At 71.0% G+C, this 14,605-nt stretch carries 14 protein-coding genes; 9 read left to right on the top strand and 5 right to left on the bottom strand.

Annotated elements, in window-relative coordinates; all coding sequences use genetic code 11:
* Positions 1 to 61 precede the first annotated feature (61 nt).
* The gene (locus tag ACWFR4_RS00435; protein WP_453460247.1) at positions 62 to 823 is read right to left on the bottom strand and encodes a DeoR/GlpR family DNA-binding transcription regulator; all 762 of its coding nucleotides are present in this window, start codon (positions 821 to 823) and stop codon (positions 62 to 64) included.
* A 416-nt stretch (positions 824 to 1,239) separates the two neighbouring features.
* Here ACWFR4_RS00435 and ACWFR4_RS00430 point away from each other — a divergent pair, with 416 nt between their 5' ends.
* Both ACWFR4_RS00430 and lysA read left to right on the top strand, forming a co-directional pair.
* Positions 1,240 to 1,542, top strand: a complete 303-nt coding sequence (locus ACWFR4_RS00430; protein WP_453460245.1) for an SAV_915 family protein — start codon at positions 1,240 to 1,242, stop codon at positions 1,540 to 1,542.
* Between the two features lie 14 nt (positions 1,543 to 1,556).
* Entirely contained in the window at positions 1,557 to 2,879 is a 1,323-nt protein-coding gene (gene lysA, locus ACWFR4_RS00425) for a diaminopimelate decarboxylase (protein WP_453460242.1), read from the top strand.
* 9 nt (positions 2,880 to 2,888) lie between these two features.
* On the opposite strand, the gene ACWFR4_RS00420 is transcribed toward lysA, so the two are convergent.
* On the bottom strand, positions 2,889 to 3,698 hold the full coding sequence (locus ACWFR4_RS00420; protein WP_453460240.1) for an NAD-dependent epimerase/dehydratase family protein: 810 nt from the start codon (positions 3,696 to 3,698) through the stop codon (positions 2,889 to 2,891).
* Between the two features lie 230 nt (positions 3,699 to 3,928).
* Here ACWFR4_RS00420 and ACWFR4_RS00415 point away from each other — a divergent pair, with 230 nt between their 5' ends.
* The 3 genes from ACWFR4_RS00415 to ACWFR4_RS00405 are packed head-to-tail and all read left to right on the top strand — an operon-like array spanning position 3,929 to position 7,488.
* Positions 3,929 to 4,879 carry a 5-dehydro-4-deoxyglucarate dehydratase gene (locus ACWFR4_RS00415; RefSeq protein ID WP_453460237.1) on the top strand — a complete coding sequence of 317 codons (951 nt, stop codon included), beginning with the start codon at positions 3,929 to 3,931 and terminating at the stop codon, positions 4,877 to 4,879.
* A complete protein-coding gene (locus ACWFR4_RS00410; RefSeq protein ID WP_453460234.1) occupies positions 4,876 to 6,039 on the top strand; it encodes a hypothetical protein in 1,164 nt (387 codons plus the stop codon). Before ACWFR4_RS00415 ends, ACWFR4_RS00410 begins: the two co-directional genes overlap by 4 nt.
* 54 nt (positions 6,040 to 6,093) lie before the next feature.
* Positions 6,094 to 7,488, top strand: coding sequence for a S28 family serine protease (locus tag ACWFR4_RS00405; protein ID WP_453650033.1), 1,395 nt, complete (start codon positions 6,094 to 6,096; stop codon positions 7,486 to 7,488).
* Here the strand turns inward: ACWFR4_RS00405 and ACWFR4_RS00400 are convergent.
* Entirely contained in the window at positions 7,463 to 8,641 is a 1,179-nt protein-coding gene (locus tag ACWFR4_RS00400; protein WP_453650031.1) for an MFS transporter, read from the bottom strand. The two genes, ACWFR4_RS00405 and ACWFR4_RS00400, sit on opposite strands and share 26 nt — an antisense overlap.
* Positions 8,642 to 8,790: 149 nt before the next feature.
* Between ACWFR4_RS00400 and ACWFR4_RS00395 the strand changes: the two genes are divergently transcribed.
* Positions 8,791 to 9,399 (top strand): TIGR03086 family metal-binding protein, encoded by a 609-nt coding sequence (locus ACWFR4_RS00395; protein ID WP_453650029.1) that lies wholly within the window; start codon positions 8,791 to 8,793, stop codon positions 9,397 to 9,399.
* A gap of 7 nt (positions 9,400 to 9,406) precedes the next feature.
* On the opposite strand, the gene ACWFR4_RS00390 is transcribed toward ACWFR4_RS00395, so the two are convergent.
* Complete coding sequence (locus ACWFR4_RS00390) at positions 9,407 to 9,724, bottom strand: hypothetical protein (RefSeq protein ID WP_453650027.1); 318 nt, start codon at positions 9,722 to 9,724, stop codon at positions 9,407 to 9,409.
* Between the two features lie 231 nt (positions 9,725 to 9,955).
* On the opposite strand from ACWFR4_RS00390, the gene ACWFR4_RS00385 reads away from it, so the two are divergent.
* The 3 genes from ACWFR4_RS00385 (at position 9,956) to ACWFR4_RS00375 (ending at position 12,985) form a co-directional block, all read left to right on the top strand.
* Positions 9,956 to 10,753 (top strand): HAD family acid phosphatase, encoded by a 798-nt coding sequence (locus ACWFR4_RS00385; protein ID WP_453650025.1) that lies wholly within the window; start codon positions 9,956 to 9,958, stop codon positions 10,751 to 10,753.
* Positions 10,754 to 10,860: 107 nt separating this feature from the next.
* Entirely contained in the window at positions 10,861 to 12,264 is a 1,404-nt protein-coding gene (locus ACWFR4_RS00380) for an NCS2 family permease (RefSeq protein WP_453460217.1), read from the top strand.
* A 28-nt stretch (positions 12,265 to 12,292) separates the two neighbouring features.
* Positions 12,293 to 12,985, top strand: a complete 693-nt coding sequence (locus ACWFR4_RS00375) for a hypothetical protein (RefSeq protein ID WP_453460214.1) — start codon at positions 12,293 to 12,295, stop codon at positions 12,983 to 12,985.
* Positions 12,986 to 13,038: 53 nt separating this feature from the next.
* Here the strand turns inward: ACWFR4_RS00375 and ACWFR4_RS00370 are convergent, their stop codons facing one another.
* The gene (locus ACWFR4_RS00370; RefSeq protein WP_453650023.1) at positions 13,039 to 14,502 is read right to left on the bottom strand and encodes a penicillin-binding transpeptidase domain-containing protein; all 1,464 of its coding nucleotides are present in this window, start codon (positions 14,500 to 14,502) and stop codon (positions 13,039 to 13,041) included.
* Positions 14,503 to 14,605: the final 103 nt, after the last annotated feature.

The following is a 14,605-nucleotide window of genomic DNA, read 5'->3' as shown; positions in this document are numbered from 1 at the left end:
AATAGGGAGAAAAGGGGTACGTCGGGGTGGCGGTACCCGTCGGCGTACGCAGGTAGGAGTGTCAGACGCGGATGACCTGGGGCCCCTGCAACGCATAGCGGTGAGCCTCGGACGCGGGCAGCTGCGTGCTGGTCACGATCGCCTCCAGCGAGGAGACCGGCGCGAACCGGCAGAAGCTGACCGCCCCGAACTTGGTGTGCACACCCGCGAACACCGTGCGCCGGGAGGCCCGCACGGCCTGCGCCTTGACCTCGCTGACCGCGGGGTCGGGCGTGGTCAGGCCGTGCTCGCGCGAGATGCCGTTGGCGCCGATGAACGCCAGGTCGATCACGAACCCGGCGAGCATCTTCGTCGTCCAGTGGTCGACCGTGGCCAGCGTGCCGGACCGCACCCTGCCGCCGAGCAGCAGCACCGTCGTGTTCTCCGCCTCGGCGAGTGCGCCCGCCGTGGCCAGCGACGCGGTGACCACGGTGAGCGGCCGGTCCCGCGGCAGGGCCTCGGCGATGAGCTGGGGCGTGAAGCCTTCGTCGACGAAGACGGTCTCCGCGTCCCCGAGCAGCTCGGCCGCCGCGGCGGCGATCCGGCGCTTCTCCGGGACGTGCATGGTGGTGCGGAAGGCGAGCGTCGTCTCGAACCCGGCGCTCTCCACGGGATAGGCGCCCCCGTGCGTGCGCCGCACCAGGCCGTGGTCCTCCAGGGCCCGCAGGTCGCGCCGCACGGTCTCCTTCGCGACGCCGAGTTCGGCCGCGAGCACGGTGACGTCGACGGAGCCGCTGCGGCGTGCGGCGCGCACGATCTCCCGCTGGCGTCCCTCCGCGCTCATGCTGTGCACCTCTCTGTGCGGTCCTGGCTGTGCGTTGCGGGCCGTGGGGGCCTGCCCGGTGTCCGGTCCCGCCGCCCGTTCGGGCTCGTGCGGTGGCTCTGGGAAATTTGTACAGCGGGCCCGCGGTCGTGACCAGGTTCGTTACCGGTCCGATGCTGCCCGTGTGTGCCCGTTCGCGCCGGCGCCTGCCCGCCGCGGACCTGGGGCGGTGCGCGCAAGCGGGCACGGCGATGCCCGTTCGGGGCGCCGCGGCCGCCCGTTCGCTGCCCGCCTGCCGCGGTCGCTTTGCGTCAAGGAGTGCCGAGAAGGCGTCAACAGCGCGTCATCGGCGGGGCCGGAGTGGGGGCGGGCGGGCATAACGTCACTGCCGGAGCACTCTTTCGTCAGCACTCTTCTGTCACCACCCAGGAGCAGCCGTGAGCGACCGCATCGAAGCCGACGACGCCGAGCCCTGCGAACCCACCCCGGCCGGACCCCTGTTCGTCCCCGTCCGGCCGGGACCGGGGACCTGTGCGACCCGCCTCTTCCGCACCGCGTGCGGCGGCCGCACCGCCGTCGGCTTCACCAGCGAGCGCCTCCTCGCCGACGTGCTCGGCCCCGGCCAGCCGTGGATCAGGCTCGCCGAACCCGCCCTGCGGGCCCTCACGGGACCGGTGGGCGTCACCGAGCTCACCGTCGATCCGCGCCCGGCGGCCGCGCCCGCCGGTCACCGCGGCTGAAGGGGCCCGTCCACATGGCCGTCACGACCATAGCCACCGCCATCCCGGCGCAGTCGCCCGACGATCTCTCCGTCTGGCCCGCCACCACCGTCCGGGGACCGCACGGCGACCCGACCGTCTCCGGGGTCGAACTCCCCGACGTGGCCGAGCAGTTCGGCACCCCCGTCCACGTACTCGACGAGACGGACGTGCGTGAACGCTGCCGCGCCTACCGCAGTGCCTTCCCCGGCGCCGACGTCCTCTACGCGGCCAAGGCGTTCCTGTGCCGCGCGATGGTCCACTGGGTCCACGAGGAGGGACTCGGGCTCGACGTGTGCTCGGCGGGCGAGCTGGAACTCGCCGTCATCGCCGGCCTGCCGCCCGAGCGGATCGTCTTCCACGGCGACGCCAAGAGTCCGGAAGACCTGCGCGCGGCCCTGCGGCACGGCGTGGGGCGCATCGTCGTCGACTCGACCTCCGAGATCGCCCGCCTCGCCGCGTACGTCCCTCAGGGCACCCGGCAGCGCGTCATGGCGCGCGTCGTGCCGGGCGTCGCGATCCGCACCGGGACGGACGACCAGAAGCCCGGTCTGTCCATCGCCGATGGCTCCGCGATGCACGCCGTGACACGCCTCGCCGAGCAGCCGGGGCTCGAACTGACCGGACTGCACTGCCACATCGGCTCGCAGATCGACACCGTGAAGCCGTACGTCGTCGCCGTGCGGCACCTCGTCGGCCTGATGGCCCGCATCCGCGACCGGCACGGGATCACCCTGCCCGAGCTCGACATCGGCGGCGGCCACGCGGTCGCCCACCGGCCCGGCGAGCACCCGCTCGACGTGCCGGAGCTGGCCCGCCGCGTGCGCCGCGAACTCGCCGACGCCTGCGCCCAGTCGGACCTTCCCGTGCCGCGCCTCGCCGTCGAGCCGGGCCGCGCCGTCGTCGCCCGCGCGGGCGTGGCCCTGTACCGGGTGCTCGCCGTGAAGCGCGCCGGTGCCCGCGTCTTCGTCGCCGTCGACGGAGGCATGAGCGACGACCCGCGGCCCGCGCTCCACGGCGTGCGCTGCGCGCCCCGCCTCGTCGGCAGGCGCTCCACGGCGGCCACGCGCCCCGTCACGGTCGTCGGCCGGCACTGCGAGGCGGGCGACGTCCTCGCCTCGGACGTGCCGCTGCCGGACGACGTACGGCCCGGGGACCTCCTCGCCGTGCCCGTGGCGGGCGCCTACCACCTGTCGATGGCGTCCGGCCCCAACCTGGTGGGACGGCCGCCCGTCGTCGCCGTGGCGGACGGGCGGGCCAGGCTCCTGGTGCGCCGCGAGTCGGCCGAGGACCTCAGGAGCCGCGACGTAGGGCTCTGAACCGCCGCCTCAGTACGGCCAGATGGGCGGGTTCGTCACGAAGTGACCGCCCATCCGCGTGTGGTCGGGGTTCTCCGGGTCCAGCTCGCCGAACTCGGCGAGCAGCTTCTCCGCGAACTGCTCCGAGTCGTCCTGCGGTTCGTAACCGAGTGCCCGCGCGGAGGACAGGTCCCACCACACGCGGGTGTTGTCGGACGAGCCGTAGACGACGGTGTGCCCGACACCCTCGGCCCTGATCGCGGCGTCGAAGAGCCTCGCGCCGTCGCCCGGGCTCAGCCACACGGACATCATCCGTACGTTCGTCGGCTCCATGAAGCACGAGCCGATGCGTACGGACACGGTCTCCTGGCCGAACTTGTCCCAGTAGAACTGTGCGAGGTCCTCGCCGAACGACTTCGACAGGCCGTAGTAGGTGTCGGGGCGGCGGAGCGTTTCGACGGGCACGCGGGGGTCGCTGTCCGTGGGGCGGGGCGTGTAGCCGATCGCGTGGTTCGACGAGGCGAACACGATGCGGCGCACGCCTTCCTCGCGCGCGGCCTCGTAGAGGTTGTAGAGCCCTTCGATGTTCGCCTTGAGGATCTTGTCGAAGGTGGACTCCAGGGAGATGCCCGCGAGATGGACGATCGCGTCGACGCCGCGCACGGCCTCGCGCAGGGCGTCCCGGTCGGCCAGGTCGGCCGTGATCGCGTCGGGCTCGCCCTCGATCGGCCGGGCGTCGAGGAGGCGCAGCTCGTAGCCGTAGGCCGGAAGCAGTCCGCGCATCAGGGTGCCGAGGCCGCCGGCGGCTCCGGTGAGCAGGACGGTGCGGGGAGCGGGCATGCGGGAGTCTCCTCGAATAGTCAGCCAGATGGCCGCATTCATGCACGGCATTCACATCCGTGGACACGCTAAAGATTGCCGCCGGGCGGAGTCAAGTCTCCCGCGGAGGCTCGAAATCCGCTGCCAGGATGCGAGTTAGCGTGCTTGACCCATGCCCTGGGGGCGGATTAGCGTGAGTGCGTTCAGAAATATGGACGTAAATCAGAACCATGCACGCCAAGGGAGAGCCCGTGACGTCAGCCCCTCTCGCCGCTCGACTCAGCATCCCCAGCGGGCCGCTGTTCTTCCCGGTCACCGCCTTCGGACCCGACGGCACCCTCGACCTCGACACCTTCCGTACCCATGTGCGCCAGGGCGTCGAGGCCGGGGCCGCCGCGGTCTTCGCGTGCTGCGGAACGGGCGAGTTCCACGCCCTGACCCCCGAGGAGTTCCAGGCGTGCGTGGCCGCGGCCGTCGAGGAGACCGCGGGACGGGTGCCGGTCGTCGCGGGCGCCGGGTACGGCACGGCCCTCGCCGTGCGCTACGCGCGCCTCGCCGAGGAAGCCGGCGCCGACGGGCTCCTCGCCATGCCGCCCTACCTCGTGGTCGCCGGCCAGGAGGGCCTGCTGCGCCACTACTCCGAGCTGGCCGACGCGACCTCCCTGGAGATCATCGTCTACCAGCGCGACAACGCGGTGTTCACGCCCGCGACCGTCGTCGCCCTCGCCCGCCACCCGAAGATCCTCGGTCTCAAGGACGGCCTCGGCGACCTCGACCTCCTCCAGCGCACCATCAGCGCCGTACGTGCCGAGGGACTCACCGACTTCCTCTACTTCAACGGCCTGCCCACCGCCGAGCTCACCGGCCTCGCCTACCGAGGCATCGGCGTCGGCCTCTACTCGTCCGCCGTTTTCTGCTTCGCGCCCGACATCGCCCTCGCCTTCCACACGGCCCTGCGCACCTGCGACGACGCCACCGCCAACCGCCTCCTCGACGGCTTCTACCGGCCACTCGTCGAACTCCGCAACGAGGGCCGCGGCTACGCCGTCTCCCTCGTCAAGGCCGGTGTCCGGCTGACCGGCCTCGACGTGGGCGAGGTCCGCCCGCCCCTGCACGAGCCCACCGACGAGCACGTCAAGCGGCTCGCCGGCATCGTCGAACGCGGCCGCGCGCTCCTGGCGGAGACGGGGGACCGGGCGTGAGGGCATCCGCCTTCGTCTACCCCTGGGACGTCAACGGCGACCCCGAAGCCGCCGGCCGCATCGCCGGCCTCGGCGTCCAGCAGGTCACCCTGGCCTCCGCCTACCACTCCACCCGCGCCCTGACCCCCCGTCACCCGAGCCACCGCGTCGTCACGGCCGAACACGCGGCGGTCCTCTACCCGCCCGGCGACCGCTGGCAGGGCCGGGAGCTGCGGCCGTACGAGGCGGGGGACTGGGCACCCGGCGACGCCTTCGGGCAGGCCGCCGAGGCGCTCGCGGGCGCCGGGCTCGACGTCCACACCTGGGTCGTCCTCGCCCACAACTCCCGCCTGGGTGCGGAAAGCCCGAACACCTCCGTCGTCAACGCCTACGGCGACCGCTACCCGTGGGCCCCCTGCATCGCGCAGCCCGCCACGCGCGCGTACCTCGTCGACCTGGCGGCGGAGGCGGCCGTGCGGCCCGGCGCGAAGGGCACCGAACTCGAATCCCTCGGCTGGTACGGGCTCGCGCATCTGCACGCCCATGACAAGACCGCGGGCGTCGGTCTGGGGGAAGCGGGCCAGTACCTGATGTCGCTCTGCTTCTGCCCGTCGTGCCGCGACGGATACGGCCGACAGGGCCTGGACGCCGGGGAGCTGGCGGCCGACGTCCGGCGCGCCCTCGACCCCTTGTGGCGCGGGCACGGCACCCCGGACGGTGGCTGGGCGGCAGTGGAGAAGCTGCTCGGGGCGCGCGCGGCGGCGGGCACGCGCGCGTGGCGCGACGGCGTCGCCCGTGGCCTCCAGGAGGACGCCGTCGCCGCGGTCCGTGCGCAGGCCCCGGACGGTTTCCGCATCCTGCTGCACGCCGACCCGGCGTCGTACCACTGCGGGGCGAACGCGGGCGTGGACCCGGCGCACATCCTCGCGGTCGCGGACGGCGTGGTCGTGCCGTGCACGGGCGGCACGGAGCTGATAGCTCCCTTCGCCGCTCAGGGCAGGGGAGTGGTGGCCGCCAACCTCACCGTGGTCGCCGGGATGGGCGGCAGCCCCGGCACGCTCGCCGCCGACGCGCGGCGCGCCGCCGGACTCGGCGCCACCGAACTGCGGCTCTATCACGCGGGCTTGGCGTCGGACAGCGACCTGGAACTGATCGCGGAGGCCCTGTCGGACCTCGCCTGAAAGCGGTTACCATCCGCGCACCACAATCGACGCTTCCTACGGAGGGGACACGAGGTGCGCGTGCGTAACCAGGGGCGGGGCCAGGGTCGCAGACAGGTTCGGAGTCAGGGGGCAGCCGCGCTGCTGTGCGCGGGGGTGATGGCGGGCGCGGCGGTGCTCGGAGGGACGGTTCCCGCGGCGGCGGCGCAGGGGGACGTGGCCGGTGTCGTCGCCCAACGGGAGGACATACAAGCCCAGTTGGCGGCCATCCCGGGCATGTCGGTCGTCTCGGTGACCGACAAGGAGGGCTACCCCTTCTATACGCTCACGTACGCGCAGCCGGTCGACCACAGCAACCCGAAGGCCGGCACGTTCACGCAGCGCCTCACGCTCTGGCACAAGGCGGCCGCCAAGCCCACCGTCTTCTACACCGGCGGCTACACGCTCTCCTCCAGCACCCGCGAGATCACCAAGCTGCTCGATGCCAACCAGGTGTCCATCGAGCACCGCTACTTCGCCGAGTCCCGCCCCAAGGGCGCGGCGGGCGACGACTGGTCCAAGCTCACGGTCTGGCAGGAGTCCAGCGACGAGCACCGCGTCACACAGGCCCTGCGCACCATCGAGAAGGGCAAGTGGCTCGGCACGGGCGGCAGCAAGGGCGGCATGACCGCCACGTTCCACGAGCGCTTCTACCCGAAGGACCTCGACGCCGTCGTCGCGTTCGTCGCCCCGAACGACGCCGACAACAAGGACGACAGCGGCTACGAGAACTTCTTCAGGACGGTCGGCACGCCCGAGTGCCGTGCCGCCCTGAACGCCGTGCAGCGAGAGATGCTGGTGCGCCGCGACGCCCTCATCCCCAAGTTCGAAGCCGACGCGGCGGCGGCCGGTGACACGTTCGAGGAGACCCTCGGAACCACCGACAGGGCTTACGAGTTCGCCGTGCTCGACCAGGTGTGGAACTTCTGGCAGAGCGGCACGATCGACGACTGCCCGACCGTGCCCGACGCCAAGAAGGCCACCGATGACGAGCTCTACACATGGTCGAAGGGGCACGGCTTCAGCGTCTACCAGGACGAGACCCTCGGCACGAACGGCACCGGGCCCTACTACCGGCAGGCCGCCACCCAACTCGGCTGGGCCGATCTCAAGTTCAAGCACCTCAAGGACGTCCGCCACTACCCGGACATCTACCAGCCCAACTCGGTCCTGCCCGCCGCGATGCGCGGCACCTACGACGGCTCCGCGATCTCCGGCGTCGACAAGTGGGTCAAGACGCGGGGCGAGCGGATGATGTTCGTGTACGGGCAGAACGACCCGTGGAGCGCCGAGAAGTTCACCCCGAGCAGGCACGACTCGTACCGCTACGTCGTGCCCGGCTCCAACCACGGCGCGTCCATCGCCAAGCTGCCCGCGGACGAACAGGCCAAGGCCGTCGCCACCGTCAAGCGCTGGGCCGGCGTGCAGTAGCGCACGCGAGCGCGAGTCCGGCCGCGCCGAGCAGCGCCAGCAGGACGCGGTGGTCCACGACCGTGATGAGGCCCGCGCCCATCGCCAGGGCCACCGCGTTCGGCGCGAACATCAGTGTGTTCGCGGTCGCCACCGCGCGGCCGACGAGCGCGTCCGGGATCTCGCGCTGGACCGCCGTGAGCGCCGCGATCAGGACGCACGGCAGGCCCATGCCGATCGCGGCGCTGCACCCGAGCGCCACCGCGTCGTACGGGAGCGCGCGCAGGCCCGCGCCGGCCGCGAACAGGCCGATGCCCGCCGCCGCGAACCGGCGTTCGCCGAGCCGCCGCAGCAGCCCTCCCGCGGTGAGCCCGGCCGCGACCGAACCGGCGCCCTGCACGGCGTACAGGACGCCCGCGTAGGAGGGGGAGCGGCTGAGGCCGCCGTCGACGACCGCGTAGAGCGCGGCGCCGTTGAGGCCCGCCAGGAGCATGGTGGCCGCGGCGGCAAGGACGAGGGGGCGCAGCCGCTCCTGCCGCCACAGCGCGCGCACGCCCTCCGCGGTGCGGGTCCGCACACCCGCGGCCCGGCGGGCGGGCGCGGACTCCCGGGCCCGGAGCCGCGCATACAGCGCGGCCGCGGCGGCGAAGGTCGCGGCGTCGAGCAGGACCACGCCCGCGCCCCCGTACACCGCGAAGAGGCCCGCCCCCGCGAGCGGTGCGACCAGTTTCATGCCCTCGTTGGCCGTCATCCGCAGCCCGTTGAAGTCACCGAGCGACTCCCTGCCGACGACGGCCGGTACGAGGGCGGCCTCGGCCGCGTCGGTGACGACGCCGCACGCCCCGTAGGCCACGAGGACCGCGAACAGGATCCACAGAGTCCCGGCGGAGTCGACGGCGAGCAGCGACAGGAGCAGCAGCCCGAGGCCCAGATTCGCGGCGACGAGGAGCGGCCGTCGCCGGGTGCGGTCGGCGACCGTGCCGAGCAGGGGCCCGGCGAGCGCGGGCGCCCACAGCGCGAAGGAGCACAGCGCGGCCAGGCTGTCCGAGCCGGTCAGATCCTTCACCCAGATCCCGGCGGCCAGCCACATGGCGGAGGTCCCGAACCCGGAGACGACGATGCCGGCCAGGAGAAGCCGGAAGCCGCCCCGTGTGGCGGTAGAAGTGGACGTCATGCCAGGTCATCGTGGCCCTAAGGCCCCCGGCGCGGGATCGGGAGGATGCCGTAGGCAGGTACGGCGATGAATTCCGGGCGGTGCCGGGGTCTACAGGTGAGTACGCAATGCGAGTCCTGACATCGCGAGTCCTGAAACAAGGAGACGGCATGACCGACGCGACCGACCAGACGGCGCAGCAGATGGTGGACTTCGGCCCGCAGACGCGGATCGTGGCGCGCCTCGCGGACGGCGTGGGCGAGGACCAGCTGGGCCTTGCCACCCCGTGTCCGGAGTACGCGGTGCGCAACCTGCTCGGGCACATCCTCGGACTGACCGTCGCCTTCGGCGACGCCGGACGCAAGAACCTGGGGCCGACGACGGACACGAGCCCCACGGCCCTCCTGCCCGACATCACGGACGGCTGGCGCGAGGCGCTGGCCAAGGCGCTGGACGAACTCGCGGAGGTCTGGAGCGACCCGGAGGCCTGGCAGGGGATGACCCGCGCCGGCGGGGTCGACCTGCCCGGCGCGGTGGCAGCGTTCGTCGCCCTGGACGAACTCGTCGTGCACAGCTGGGACTTGGCGAAGGCCACGGGTCAGGAATACGCCCCCGACGAGGCGGCGTTGCAAGCGGCCCACGCCTTCCTGCTCCAGTCCGCCGAGGGGCCCCGCCCCGACATCTTCGGCCCGGTGGTCCAGGTGGCGGACTCCGCGACCCTGCTCGACCGGACGGTGGGTCTGAGCGGCCGGGACCCGAACTGGAAGCCGACTGCCTGACGATAAATCAGTTCAGGTGCCAGAGGGCGTACGAGACGGCCAGCAGGACGAGCCCGGCGAACGCCATGAGCGCGCCCAGGAACCGGAGGTATCCGGGCGTGGCGAAAACGGTGGGTGACGCGTCGAGGCGACCCATCGCCGCCCAGGTGTCCGCGTTCTTCTGCCGAATCCGCTCGGACCGGCGGGTGGTGATCCCCCGCACGTCGAACGCCCAACTCACCCCACACCAGAGGGCGACGAGCCCACCAAGGGCAAAGACGGCAAGAAGCACGGGCGAGGGTGCGTGGACCCCGGCGGCGAGGGTGAATTCCTCGGTTGCATACACGGTTTCTCAGGCATCCTCGGTCGGGCGGAGAGAGGTGAGGGGAGGGCGGATCTGAAGGCCGCCGACTCATGACCTTAGGCGGGCCGGTTCAAGGGGGAGTCATGTGAGTTTCACGCGGGGGTAATGGATCAAGGGGGGTGGAGGCGGGGCAGGGGTGCGGTTGGCCGGGGCAGGTATCGATCGGGCAACAGTGGTCGCGCCGGAGTGTGTGACGCGCGTAGAAAGCGTGTCATGCAGAAGCCCCTACGCGTCGCGGCTGTTGCCGCCGCATCCTGTGCCCTCGCCGGTGCCGCCCTCTACGGCACCGGTGTCGCGAACGCCGGTGGAGAGTCCGCGCGGACCACCGCCGAGCCCCACAACATCGGGCAGCTCGTCAAGGAGATCGACTCCTATTACGGGACCGCCCTCGACAAGGACGGCGTCTACCAGGCGTCGCCGTCCAGCCAGTACGCCCAGGACCTCGCCGACATCGAGGCCGGGGCCAAGAAGCAGATCGCCAAGGCCGCCGCCGGTCATCACCACAAGGGCGACAAGCCCGCCATCGTCTTCGACATCGACGACACCCTTCTCCTCAGCCTCGACTACGAGAAGAAGACCAACTACGTCTACAACGACGCCACGTGGAAGGAGTACGTCGCCAAGGCGAACCGGCCCGCCGTGATCGGGACACCGGACCTCATCGCGTACGCGCAGAAGAAGGGTGTCGAGGTCTTCTACAACTCCGGTCTGGGCGAGGCGCAGCGCGCGTCCGCCGTGGAGAACCTCAAGAAGGTCGGCATCGGCGTCAACCTCGACGCCGCCCACATGTTCCTCAAGGACAAGACCAACCCGCCCGCCTACCTGAGCGGTTGCGCCACCGCGAGCGCCTGGAACTGCACCACCGTGCAGTACAAGTCCGGCACCCGCAAGCACATCGAGTCCCTCGGCTACGACGTCGTCGCCAATTTCGGCGACCAGTACTCGGACCTCGAGGGCGGCCACGCCGACCGGACCTACAAGTTCCCGAACCCGACGTACTTCGTCGAGTGAGCACACCCACCCGCACCCGCATTCCGTAACACTGCGAAAACCTGAAACGGGCTCCTCGGGGGAACAATCCAGCCACCACTTGGCACGGCTGACCCGAGGAGCCCGTCATGCTCGCCCCGTTGGACCGTTACTTCCGCATCACCGCGCGTGGATCCACGTACTCCCGCGAAGTGCGCGGCGGATTCGCCACGTTCTTCACCATGGCCTACATCCTTGTCCTGAACCCGATCATCCTGGGCAGCGCGAAGGACAAGTTCGGGCACCAGCTCGACGGGGCCGAACTCGTCACCGCCACCGCCCTCGTGGCCGCCGTGATGACCGTCATCATGGGCGTCGGCGGCAATCTGCCGCTCGCCCTCGCGGCGGGCCTCGGCCTCAACGCCGTCGTCGCCTTCCAGATAGCCCCGCTGATGAGCTGGCCGGACGCGATGGGGCTCATCGTCCTGGAGGGCCTGCTGATCTGCGTCCTCGTCGTCACCGGGCTGCGCGAGGCCGTCATGCGCGCGATACCCCAGCCGCTGAAACAGGCCATCAGTGTCGGCATCGGGCTGTTCATCGCCTTCATCGGCTTCGTCGACGCCGGGTTCGTGACCCGGATCCCGGACATCGCGCAGTCCACCGTGCCGGTGCAGCTCGGCGGCACGGGTACCCTCTCCGGCTGGCCCGTCCTCGTCTTCTGCCTCGGCGTGCTGCTGACCATCGGCCTGCTGGCGCGCAAGGTGAAGGGCGCCATCCTCATCAGCATCGTCGTGATGACGGTCGTGTCCGTCATCATCAACTCCGTCGCCGATGTGAAGAGTTGGGGACTGACCACGCCCGAGATCCCGGACGACGTGTTCGCCGCGCCCGACTTCGGGCTGCTCGGCGACTTCAGCCTCTTCGGCGCGTTCGGCAGAACCGGCGCGCTCACCGTGATCCTGCTCGTCTTCACCCTCATCCTGTCGGACTTCTTCGACACGATGGGCACGGTGGTGGGTATCACCGCCGAAGCCGGGCTGCTGGACGAGAAGGGTCAAGTTCCCAATCTGGGACGGGTGTTGCTCATCGACGGTGCCGCCGCCGTCGCGGGCGGCGCGGCCTCCGCCTCCTCCTCGACCACCTACATCGAGTCCGCGGCCGGTGTCGGCGAAGGCGCCCGCACCGGATTCGCCAACCTCGTCACGGGCGGCCTCTTCGCGCTCGCCCTCTTCCTGTCCCCGCTCCTGACCATCGTGCCGCTCCAGGCCGCGGCCCCCGCCCTCGTCGCGGTCGGCTTCCTGATGATGACGCAGGTCAAGCACATCGACTGGGACCGTTACGACATCGCGGTGCCGGCGTTCCTGACCATCGCCGTGATGCCGTTCACGTACTCGATCACGAACGGCATCGGCGTCGGCTTCCTCACGTACGTCGTCATCAAGACCGTCGTCGGCAAGGCGCGTGAAGTGCACTGGCTGCTCTGGGGCGCCTCCGCCCTCTTCCTCGTGTACTTCGCGATCGACCCCTTGGAGCAACTGCTCGGCGTCAGGTAGGCGTGATCCGGTGATCTACCGTGGTGCGATGACCGGCTATCTCGACCGCCTCGCGGAGCTGCTGCGCGAGGCGCACGGGCTTCCGCCGGACCATGTCGCCGCCACGGTCGCCGATCTCGCGGAGTATCTGGCGCAGGCCGGGGGAGCCGACCCGCAGGAGGCGTTCGGTCCGGTCGACGCGTTCGCCCGGCGCCTCGCCCCGTCCGGGACGTCCGCAGCCGACGAACACCTGGAGACCTGGCGCTGGCTCGCCGACACGTATGTCGACGAGCACCTCCTGAACCGCTTCGGCGACGAGGGCTGGGAGGTCGAGCGGGTCGACCCGCTCGGCCGCTTCGTCAGCCACCGTGACCCGGAGCGGCCGCGGCGCTGGGAGTACCGGCGCGAGCTGATCACCGGGGGCGGCGAACGCCTCGACGAGCGGCTCGCGCCCGACGGCTGGGAGCCGTGCGGCAGCTGGGTCGTGTACGCGTGGTTCAAGCGTGAGAAGGCGGTCGGCGCCGGCCCGGCGCCCGCGCCACCCGAACCGCCGCCGGTCCCGTGGCGCCCCACGTTCCCGGGGCGCCGGCGCGGCTGCGTACTCATGGGTGGCGTCCTGGTCCTCGTCGCCGCTGCCGTGCTGGCGGCGAGGACCGGCACAGGCTTCGGCGTCGGTCTCGCGGTGGGCCTGCTGGTGGGAGTGCTGGTGACCAACTGGGCGGTACGCGGCCGGCGCCGCTAGGGCCTTCATGGCGAGGGGCCGGAACACCGGTTTTGGCCCCTCGCCGAGCCCGCCTACCCCTTGAGCGCCGCCGACATCATCGCCTTCGCGATCGGCGCTGCCAGACCGTTGCCGCTCACCTCCGAGCGGGCCGCGTCCGACTGCTCCACCACGACCGCCACCGCGACCTCCTTACCGGTGGAGTCGTCCTTCGCGTACGACGTGAACCAGGCGTACGGCGTCTTGCTGTTGTTCTCGCCGTGCTGGGCCGTGCCCGTCTTGCCGCCCACCGTCGCGCCCGCGATCTGCGCGTTCGTACCGGTGCCCTGCTCCACGACCGTCTCCATCGCCGACTGGAGCTGCGAGGCCGTGGACTTGCTGACCACGCGCGTGTTGTCGCCGTCGGCGAAGCTCTTGATCGCGTTGCCGTCGGCGTCCGTGACCTGCGAGACCATGTGCGGGGATGCCTGCTCGCCGCCGTTGGCGATCGTCGCCGAGACCATCGCCATCTGCAGCGGCGTCGCCGTCACGTCGAACTGGCCGATGCCCGACAGGCCGGTCTGCGCCTTGTCCATGTCCTTCGGGTACACGCTCTGCGAGGCCCGGACCGGCATGTCCTGCTCGGCGTCGTTGAAGCCGAACTTCTCGGCCATCGCCCTGACCTTGTCCTGGCCCAGGTCGACGGCGATCTTCCCGAAGACGTTGTTGCAGGAGTAACGCAGCGCCGTGCGGATCGAGGCGTCCTCGCAGGGCGCGGACGCGCTCTCGTTCTTCAGGTCGGTGGTCGTGCCCGGCAGGCGGAACGGATTCGGGCTGTCGGTCTTCGCGTCCACCGACGAGTACAGCCCGTCCTCCAGCGCGGCCGCCGCGACGACCAGCTTGAACGTGGATCCGGGCGGCAGCGCCTGCTTGATCGCGCGGTTCAGCGTCGGCTGGTCCTTGTCCTTCGACAGCGCCGTCCACGCCTTGCCGTCCGTGGACGAGTCCGAGCCGCTGATCTTCGACGGGTCGAACGACGGCGTCGAGACGAGGCCGAGCACCTTCCCGGTCTTCGGATCGATCGCGACGGCCGCGCCCTTCTTGTCGCCGAGCGTGCGGTACGCGGCCTTCTGCACCGCCGGGTCGATGGTCGTGACCACGTCACCGGGCTCGGTGTGCTTGCCGGTGACCGCGTCGACGGGGTTCTTGAGCCGGGTGTCCGTCCCGTCAAGGATGTCCTGGTAGATGCCCTCGAGCTGCGTCTGGCCGTACACCTGCGAGCTGAAGCCCGTCACACCCGCATAGAGATCGCCGTCCTTGTACGTGCGCTTGTACGCGAGGTCGCTGCCGTCGCCCGTTCTCTTCGAACCGGTGACCGCCTCGCCGCCCACGATGATGTCGCCCAGGGGATACGCGTACTGCTCCATCACGTTCCGCCGGTTGTTCTTGTTGTCCGCGAGGGCCCGGCCGTCGTAGAACTGCACCCACGTCGCCCTCACCAGCAGAGCGAGCACGAGGAGCAGACAGAAGACCGAGGCGCGTCTGATCGTCTTGTTCATCCCGCACAGAAGACGAGCGGACGAGAGCGAATCGTTCCGTTCCGGCCCGGTTTCTCAGCGGATCCTCATCAAGAGATCCTCGTCACGCCCCGGCGGAAGACGC

This window comes from Streptomyces sp. NPDC055140, assembly GCF_053607285.1.
The sequence above is the reverse complement of the archived record's forward strand: the minus strand, read 5'-3'. Positions and strand labels throughout refer to the sequence as shown.

Coding starts and splice junctions, on each gene's coding strand:
- ACWFR4_RS00435 (WP_453460247.1), bottom strand. CDS start 823: ATGAGCGCGGAGGGACGCCAGCGGGAGATCGTGCGCGCCGCACGCCGC.
- lysA (WP_453460242.1), top strand. CDS start 1,557: ATGGCCGTCACGACCATAGCCACCGCCATCCCGGCGCAGTCGCCCGAC.
- ACWFR4_RS00420 (WP_453460240.1), bottom strand. CDS start 3,698: ATGCCCGCTCCCCGCACCGTCCTGCTCACCGGAGCCGCCGGCGGCCTC.
- ACWFR4_RS00400 (WP_453650031.1), bottom strand. CDS start 8,641: ATGACGTCCACTTCTACCGCCACACGGGGCGGCTTCCGGCTTCTCCTG.
- ACWFR4_RS00395 (WP_453650029.1), top strand. CDS start 8,791: ATGACCGACGCGACCGACCAGACGGCGCAGCAGATGGTGGACTTCGGC.
- ACWFR4_RS00385 (WP_453650025.1), top strand. CDS start 9,956: ATGCAGAAGCCCCTACGCGTCGCGGCTGTTGCCGCCGCATCCTGTGCC.
- ACWFR4_RS00380 (WP_453460217.1), top strand. CDS start 10,861: ATGCTCGCCCCGTTGGACCGTTACTTCCGCATCACCGCGCGTGGATCC.
- ACWFR4_RS00375 (WP_453460214.1), top strand. CDS start 12,293: ATGACCGGCTATCTCGACCGCCTCGCGGAGCTGCTGCGCGAGGCGCAC.
- ACWFR4_RS00370 (WP_453650023.1), bottom strand. CDS start 14,502: ATGAACAAGACGATCAGACGCGCCTCGGTCTTCTGTCTGCTCCTCGTG.